Here is an 8,415-nt window from a genome sequence, read left to right on the forward strand (position 1 = left end):
CAAAGCAAAAAGCCTAATACCTTTTACTTTTCTAATGCTCATAACGTTTGTATTTAGTCACTTTCTCTTTTTTCTCCAACCCTCGGTGGTAAATAAATCACTAAGATCTTATTGTAATGATATAACTGGATGAAGTGTTAGGTGTTAGAGCTTGCTGACGGCGGGTTGCGAACTACGGGTTTCGGGATTAGGCTCGTAACCCGCTCCTCGCTCCCCGCAGCCCGTTAACTTTCGCTGCGTCGTTTTTTAATCCGTTTTGGTGCTGGCAACTTATTGGTTAATAAAGCTAAACATAACACCACGATAAACAACATCGAATTAGCCCCCGCCTGTAGCGAATAATCAACCGACGAATGCAGCATCATTGCCACAATAGCTGTAGCACAACCAAACGCCACACCCTGATAAAGGGCCGTTTTGCGCGTTCGCATAGTATTAATACATAACCATAAACAATAAACCACTAACAGCCCCAATAACGCCGTTGCAGGAATACCCAGCTCAACTGCAAATTGCACATAATCGTTGTGCGCATTGTCGTAATAACCAGAGTAGGGCTCAGATTGATACGCAGGAAACGCAGTGTAAAAAGTACCGCCGCCCGAGCCTAATAACGGGTTATCTAAAATCAGTGGGATTGAGTCGCGTACAACTTCATCGCGAGTTTCCGATTGTAAACTGGTTTCGCTAATACGTTGTTTTACTTTTTCTACATCGAAAATGGCACCAATGATGATTAAATCGATAATAAAAAAGCTCACAATCAGTAACTTAAATGCCTTAGGCTTTTGTTTATAAACAAACAGCGCCAGTAAGCTCACTATAATTAAGGCGATAAAAAAGGCCGAATTACCCATGCGACTACGGGTTAAAATAAGCGCCACAATTATAATAATTAGCGATATACGCAAAATTATTTTAGAGCTTAATATAATCTCAGCCCAAGCACGTAAGGTTTGTTTTAAAGTAGGCTTGTAGCCGTTGTTAGTGCGTTTTAGTTCGCTAATTAACACACCAATGCCTAAGCATAAACACAGCGCTAAATAGTTAGCTAAAAAGTTAGAATAGGTAAAAGTACCAATAGCTCTGTCGGTGTGTTTGTAGCCAAATAAAGGGCTAACAATATCGGGCGATAAGTTTAAGTAACTAGCATACAAAGCCTGAAAAACACCAGCGCAAATGACGGCGTAAATTAATTTTTTAATACGATTTACATTATTACAGTAATTAAATATTAACCAGCTCAACATTATTAAAAAACTGGTTTTTAATAACATTTGTTTTGTTTGAAAAGCATCAACACTTACGCCAAATAACTGGACCCCGCACACCAAAGCAACAATGCCTAAGGCAGTAAATAACGGCCAAGTATATCGAGGAGGGAAAAGTGCTTGCTGGTTATTTAAAACACTGTTTGCCAAGTGAGTAATAAAGGTAAAGCTAGTTAAAATACCAATAGCTAAAATCGCCCAAGGCCTGTAACTACCTAAAGGAAGGGGGAGTAAAAATAAGATCAGGCAAATAAGAAAAAATATAAAACGATTCAAAATAAACTCAAACAAAGTAAAAACGCAGCCAATTGGCTGCGTTTGAATATACTAATAGTAAAAACTAGTTACCGACTTCAGATATACCGTTATCACCGCCTGTACCACCAGAACCTGGAGGTGTTGGTAATGTTGGTAAGCTGCCTACTGGCGGAGCAGGCTGACCTGCCCCAGGGCCTGCAGCAGTTGCTTCAGAAGCGGTTGTTGCATCAACACCTGCGGTAATTGCTGCTAGGGTAATTGCATCAGTATCTAAACCAGCATCCGAAAGAGCAGCTAAAAAGTCAGAAATTAATGGATTGTCTGCACCAAAACGTGCCACAACAGCAGCAACCATTGCATCTATGTCAGCAGCGCCACAAGCGCCATTAAGCAGTTTTTCGTCTAGCTTGATTTTTTCTTTATTTTTACAAATACGTTTAATCGCTTCTACTAAATCTTCGCGTAGTTGCTCTGGCGTAGTATCTGCTGTTACGTTATTAAGAATATCAATAATGCTATTTATGCTCACTTCTTGAACCACTGCATTATTATCCGTTTGTGCATAGGTTGGCAAAGCAGTTAGAGCAGACGCACTAGCTACTAAGCCAGCTAAAATTAATTTTTTCATTTCTCGTCCCTTGGTTGAGTACTAATTGCAAAATTTTAGCGCATCGGTGCAAAAAGTAAACTCTTTATTTACGCCATTTTCATTAGATTTAATAATTTTTGATGGTGGCAGTATTAAATTACCTTGTACCCCATCACATCCTAGGTATTCAAGTATTTCTAAAGTCTCGGTTTTTTCAATTAAACAGGCTAAAACTTTAATACCAAAGCCATGACAAATATTATTAACTGTTTGAATATAAAATTGACTTTGCGGGTTAGTTACCAAATCTTGAATGTAACTACCATCAATTTTAACGTACTCAATATCAAGACCTTGTAAATACCTAAACGACGTTAAGCTAGTACCAAAGTGTTCAATACACACATTAATACCCAGCTCTTTAATTGCATCTATATGTAAAGACGCAACATGCACGTTATAAAGCAAACCAATTTCATGTAGTTCAAACACTAAGTTTGTTTTAATTACCGGTTTAGTGTGCGAGTAAAGGGTAAGCCATTGTATAAAGTCGGCTGAATACAATGATGCTTTACTAATATTCAACGCAAACACATCATTAGGGTAGTGCTCTTTTACATCTACAAAGCTACGTATAATTTTTTTATCGAGTTCTTCGGTTAAATTTAACTTTTCAGCCATCGCAAATAAGTGACCATTATTTACCTTTTCGCCTTCATGAATAAAGTGTGCAAATACCTCAAAGTAACACTGAGAATCAGTTTTATTAGCTTGTTTAACAGGTTGCACCGAAAAACTCACTTCGCCAGCATTTATAATCGACTTAATTAAGGTACGCCATTGGTTAACACTAAATAATGACTCTTTATCGTTTTTATCAAACGTAGTGTCTTCACCTATAGTGCAACCAGTATCAAGTAGCGATAACACTTCACCTAAACTCGCTCCTTGCTCAACGCCAACAATGGCTAAATTAGCGTAACCGTTTATATGTAAGCTGTTTTCTTTTTGACTTAAATTATCAATGAGGTCTAGGCGGGCTTTATTTAAAAATAAAACGTCATATGGGGCCAGTAATACAAACGTACCCCCATTAAGCCTAAATATAGTTGAATTTGGTAACTCATCGGCAACATGCTTAAGTATTTTAGCAGCATCAAGCACATGCTGATCACCATCTTGGTAGCTTACCACTTGGTTAATATTATTTAACGAGGGTAGGGTAAGCATCATCGCGGTAATTGGCGTATCGTCAGTAATATTATTTACAACAGAATTAAAGTGGTTTTCAAACGACTTACGGTTACCCAACCCCGTTAACGAATCTATATAAACTTCTTCAGTAAGCGCTTGTGTTTGTTTGGTCAGCGAATCGAACGTACTTTGTAAGTTTATAACCATGTTATTTATGGCTTGGGTTACAGTGCGAAGCTCCCGTGCTACTGGTATTTCTTTATTTAAGGTAAAGCGTTTTCGAGTAACTAAAGTGGCTTGGTCTTCTACTGCTTTTAACGGCTTAAATACTGCGCGTAAAATTAAAAATGCAATAGCCAGCGATGCTGCTAATAGCAAAAATGAGCTATATAAGCTGCGGAGTGTGTGTTGCCACAATGTAAGGTAAGATTGCCCAGTATGGCTGGTTACATCAAGTGTGCCTGCCATCATCCAACCATTGTTTATTTCAGAATGCATAGTAGGTGCACTCAGTTCAACAGCGCTAATAAACCAACTAGGAACAGATTCAACGCGTTTAGGGTTTTGTAACTCAAATACTATATTATTTTGCACATCGGTAAATTTAATTTGGCTGTAATAACCAGAGTCAAAAATAGCGGTTGCCATAGTTTCGGCAATTACTAGGCTGTCGTCTTCTAAATAAGGAGATATAGAAAGCCCTAAACTGGTAGCGGTGTCTTGCGCATGGCTGGCCATTTGCGTTTGTAAATAATTACGGGTTGTATCCACATCGGTAATAACGCGTACACAAAATGAAATAACCGAAATTAATATGATCAAGCCATATACTTGAGTTTTTAAACTCAATCCATATTTAAATATTCGAGACATAACTACTAGTTCCTTTATTGTTACCGGCGGCGGGGGCAAGCTCACCTTGTTCAATTCGTTCAAGCATAGTGTTCCAAGCAGAAACGCCACGACTATTTTTAACCTTATTACCTAACCCTTTCGATTTGGCTAACCATAAACCTTGGCCATTAAAACTGTATATAGGTTTTAAATCGCCCCGATTGCTTGCAGGCACTAATTTTGTATTAAAGTTATCAAGCACCAGCGGTATTTGGTTTGGTTGTTCAAAGTATATAAGCACCATGTGTGGTTGATTAACCGTACGCTGGCGTACATACATAAAGCGTATTTTATCTTCGGGGATACCTAAAGCGATTAAAGTAAAATATTTAGCAATAACATAATCTTCACAGTCACCCATGCCCACACCTAGGCTTTCTAGAGGGGTGGCCCAGTAATCTTTTTTTTGCCAAAGTTCGTCATCGGTTTTGTACTTTATATGCTTATTAAAAAAATCATTAACTAAATGAATTTTTTGCCATTCGCTCTTATCGGCGGAGTCATCTATAAAACTCAGCCACGTTTTTATTCGTTGGTGGCCTGCATCGCCGTAAAACTGTTTGGCACGGCTTATTATATCGCTATTTCGCAGATGCAAAAGCATGTCTTGTGCACAAGCAAAAAAAGACACTAATATAATGATGCAAATTCCAACGCGCACAAAGCCCATCCCTAAAATGTTAACAAAGCCATTATATTCCCATTGAAAGTAAATTGATAGATTACAAAAAAAGCAAAAATAACCAGTTAACAAAAAATTAACCTAAAACAATCAAAAAGGCTGCTTTTTATATTGAGCGATTGTTTGTGTTGTGTATAATACCCGCCCATCTGGTTAGTAGTATTTAAAACTCGCTACTCGCAGCGGTATTTTATAAATAGCTACGTTATAACCAAAAGTAACTATAAAAGGAATTGAAGTGAAAGTATTAAAAGCAGTCTTGCCTGTTGCAGGCTTGGGTACCCGTATGTTACCCGCCACCAAAGCAACGCCAAAGGAAATGCTTCCACTAGTAGACAAACCTCTGATTCAATACGTTGTAAACGAAGCGGTAAAGGCCGGTATTAAAGAAATTATACTAGTCACACATGCTTCCAAAAACGCAATAGAAAATCATTTTGACACTAGCTTTGAGCTAGAAGCAACCTTAGAGGCCCGTGTAAAGCGCAGCCTGCTAGAAGAGGTGCGTTCAATAATCCCGCGAGATGTAAGTATTATTTCGGTTCGTCAATCGGCGCCGTTAGGCTTAGGACACGCAATACTTGAAACTCGCCCAATCATCGGCAATAACCCTTTTGCGATTTTATTGCCTGACGTAATTATCGATCAATATAAGTCAAATCTTAAGGTTGATAACCTAGCGCAAATGATCGACCGGTTTGAACTCACCCAACATAACCAAATTATGGTTGAACCTGTCCCACACGAGGAAGTGCACAACTATGGTGTGGTTGATTTGGCGGGTAAAAATATTGCGCCTGGCGAAAATGCAGCCATTACCAATATGGTTGAAAAACCAAATAATGATGAAGCGCCTAGTAATTTAGCTATAACAGGGCGTTATGTTGTATCGCCTGCTATTTGGGACTTGCTCGAGTTTACACCTCCAGGAGCTGGCGGCGAAATACAATTAACAGATGCATTACTGCAGTTACGTCATCTTGAAACAATTGAAGCGTATCATTTAAAAGGTAAGTCGCACGATTGCGGCTCAAAACTTGGCTATATGTTGGCAAATGTAGAGTATGCAATGCAATCAACCTCAATGGGTGAAGAGTTTACCAAGCGCGTCAAGCAATTGTTGGCGTAGTTTATTATATTTCAAGGATTTAAAATGAAAATCACTATCGCTGGTACTGGCTATGTAGGCTTGTCAAATGCTGTATTATTAGCACAACATAATGAAGTAATAGCTCTTGATGTAATACAAGAGAAAGTAGAGCTAATCAATAATAAAATATCTCCTATCTCAGATGATAAAATTGAAGATTTTCTTGCAAATAAAGAATTAAACTTAGAGGCTACAACAGATAAACATAGAGCATTTAAGAATGCTGATTATGTTGTAATTGCAACACCTACAGATTATAACGTTGAAAATAACTACTTTGATACAAGCTCAGTTGAAGCAGTAATCAAAGATGTTATCGAGATAAATCCTAAGGCAATAATGATAATAAAGTCTACAGTCCCTGTTGGCTTTACAAAGAGAATTAAACAAAAATTTTGTCACAATAATATTATATTTTCGCCCGAATTTTTAAGAGAAGGTAAAGCTTTACACGATAACTTGTATCCATCAAGAATAATTGTAGGTGAAAAGTCTGAACGGGCTGTGGTTTTTGCCAAACTTTTAGCTCAAGGAGCTATAAAAGAAGATATAGAAATTCTATACACTAACTCAACAGAAGCTGAAGCTGTCAAATTATTTTCCAATACGTATTTAGCAATGCGAGTCTCATACTTTAACGAGTTAGACACTTACGCTGAGACTCATGGGTTAGACTCAAAGCAAATCATTGAAGGCGTTTGTTTAGATCCAAGAATAGGTAACCATTACAACAATCCTTCATTTGGTTATGGTGGCTATTGTTTACCTAAAGACACTAAACAATTAAGAGCTAACTTTGAAGACGTCCCAAATAGTTTAATAAAATCAATCGTAGACGCGAACACCACAAGAAAAGATCATATAGCCTTTTCAATTATCAATAAAAACCCAAAAGTAGTAGGTGTATATAGACTTATAATGAAATCAGGTTCAGATAACTTTAGAGCATCTTCTATACAAGGGATAATGAAAAGAATAAAAGCTCGAGGTATTGAAGTAGTCGTTTATGAACCAGAATTACACGAAAGTGATTTCTTCAACTCTCAGGTAATAAATGATTTGGTAGAATTTAAAACCAAATGTGATGTCATTGTAGCAAATAGAATGGAAGAAGCTTTAAGCGATGTTGTTGATAAAGTATATACGCGCGACTTATTCGGCAATGATTAATTTTTAAGTGAGGTTTAGATGTTAATTTCTATTTGTTTATGCACATACAAAAGAGCTCACTTAATTAAAACACTTGAAAGCATCAATGCATTAACAATCCCTGATAACACAGAGATTGAGGTGATTGTTATAGATAATGATGAGGGCAAGTATGCAGAATCAATTGTGTTTGAAAAAAGCGATAATTATAGACATAGATTAACCTACATAAATCAACCAATAAAAAATATCTCTATTGCAAGGAACGAATATTTAAAAGCAGCAAAAGGAGAGTATATAGCCTCGCTAGATGACGACGAAATTGTTGATAAGGAGTGGTTAGTCAACCTTTTAAATACGGCCGTTAAATACAAGGCGAGCGTTGTTTTTGGTCAAGTAAAGCCTATTTACCCTAATCATACTCCTAATTGGATTGTACAAGGGCGTTTTTTTGATAGAAAGGTTAGAGAAACAGGCACTGAAGTAAGTAGCGGTGGCGCTGGCTGTACTTTAATCCGTAAAGAGGCTTTATTAAAAACAGGGTATACCTTTGATGCTAAGTTTGGAAAAACGGGTGGTGAAGACTCTGATCTTTTTTATAGATTACATAAAAAAGGGTTTAAACTTGTTTATTGCAAAGAAGCATTTGTATCCGAAGAGGTAGAATCCGAAAGGCTAAACTGTAAATACTTGTTTAAAAGAGCAATACGTATAGGTCAAACTTTTTCAAGGTATAGATTTACACTTATTGGTTTTACAGTGAGTAAATGTCTATACATTAGCAAAGCAATCTTAAAAATGTTTTTATATGCGTTTTTGAGTGTTTGCACTTTACCATTTGGAAAAGCTACATATATTACATATGTGTTAAAAATGCTGGATAATTTTGGGAAATGTTATTTTTTTGCCACTAATGATGACTTAGTTGAATTATACAAATGAATTTGGCTCAAAAATTTTTGCAATCGTATGGACTGTTCATAATATTTCTATTCTGTTTTGGCATATTAACACCAGATTTAGATGCAAAATTTTCTCTGATGGATTTAGATCTAGAGCAACAGTTAAACGCTAGTGCTGGGAGTAATATATTTAAACAATTATTATGGTCGTCTTTGTTTGTTTTTTATGTTGCCAGCTTCTTTTTAGCAGGTAGTTATAAAAAAGTTAGCAGAGATTTTTATTTAAAATCAGTACTATTATTGATGGTAGTTTTCATCTCTTTAAT

The 8,415-nt window shown here is 36.8% G+C and carries 7 protein-coding genes and 1 pseudogene; 4 read left to right on the forward strand and 4 right to left on the reverse strand.

Annotation, left to right across the window (positions count from 1 at the left end):
- Positions 1-224 precede the first annotated feature (224 nt).
- The 4 genes from QL984_RS15310 to QL984_RS15325 all read right to left on the reverse strand — a co-directional run bounded on the left by QL984_RS15310 (position 225) and on the right by QL984_RS15325 (position 4,867).
- A complete protein-coding gene (locus QL984_RS15310) occupies positions 225-1,547 on the reverse strand; it encodes an O-antigen ligase family protein (protein WP_290172915.1) in 1,323 nt (440 codons plus the stop codon).
- Positions 1,548-1,611: 64 nt separating this feature from the next.
- Positions 1,612-2,157, reverse strand: coding sequence for a hypothetical protein (locus QL984_RS15315; protein WP_013464705.1), 546 nt, complete (start codon positions 2,155-2,157; stop codon positions 1,612-1,614).
- Between the two features lie 21 nt (positions 2,158-2,178).
- A complete protein-coding gene (locus tag QL984_RS15320; protein ID WP_290172916.1) occupies positions 2,179-4,185 on the reverse strand; it encodes an EAL domain-containing protein in 2,007 nt (668 codons plus the stop codon).
- Positions 4,169-4,867, reverse strand: a complete 699-nt coding sequence (locus tag QL984_RS15325) for a transglutaminase-like cysteine peptidase (protein WP_029609966.1) — start codon at positions 4,865-4,867, stop codon at positions 4,169-4,171. Before QL984_RS15325 ends, QL984_RS15320 begins: the two co-directional genes overlap by 17 nt.
- 259 nt (positions 4,868-5,126) lie before the next feature.
- On the opposite strand from QL984_RS15325, the gene galU reads away from it, so the two are divergent.
- The 4 genes and pseudogenes from galU to QL984_RS15345 all read left to right on the forward strand — a co-directional run.
- Positions 5,127-6,017 carry a UTP--glucose-1-phosphate uridylyltransferase GalU gene (galU, locus tag QL984_RS15330; protein WP_036956277.1) on the forward strand — a complete coding sequence of 297 codons (891 nt, stop codon included), beginning with the start codon at positions 5,127-5,129 and terminating at the stop codon, positions 6,015-6,017.
- Positions 6,018-6,041: 24 nt separating this feature from the next.
- On the forward strand, positions 6,042-7,208 hold the full coding sequence (locus tag QL984_RS15335; protein ID WP_076920851.1) for a nucleotide sugar dehydrogenase: 1,167 nt from the start codon (positions 6,042-6,044) through the stop codon (positions 7,206-7,208).
- A gap of 18 nt (positions 7,209-7,226) precedes the next feature.
- The gene (locus tag QL984_RS15340; protein WP_290172917.1) at positions 7,227-8,129 is read left to right on the forward strand and encodes a glycosyltransferase family 2 protein; all 903 of its coding nucleotides are present in this window, start codon (positions 7,227-7,229) and stop codon (positions 8,127-8,129) included.
- Positions 8,126-8,415, forward strand: a pseudogene (locus QL984_RS15345) (hypothetical protein); the annotation flags it as partial. The gene QL984_RS15340 and the pseudogene QL984_RS15345, both read left to right, overlap by 4 nt.

This window comes from Pseudoalteromonas sp. APC 3495, from assembly GCF_030407645.1.
Lineage (GTDB): Bacteria > Pseudomonadota > Gammaproteobacteria > Enterobacterales > Alteromonadaceae > Pseudoalteromonas > Pseudoalteromonas tetraodonis.

Coding starts and splice junctions, on each gene's coding strand:
- QL984_RS15320 (WP_290172916.1), bottom strand. CDS start 4,185: ATGTCTCGAATATTTAAATATGGATTGAGTTTAAAAACTCAAGTATAT.
- QL984_RS15335 (WP_076920851.1), top strand. CDS start 6,042: ATGAAAATCACTATCGCTGGTACTGGCTATGTAGGCTTGTCAAATGCT.
- QL984_RS15315 (WP_013464705.1), bottom strand. CDS start 2,157: ATGAAAAAATTAATTTTAGCTGGCTTAGTAGCTAGTGCGTCTGCTCTA.
- QL984_RS15340 (WP_290172917.1), top strand. CDS start 7,227: ATGTTAATTTCTATTTGTTTATGCACATACAAAAGAGCTCACTTAATT.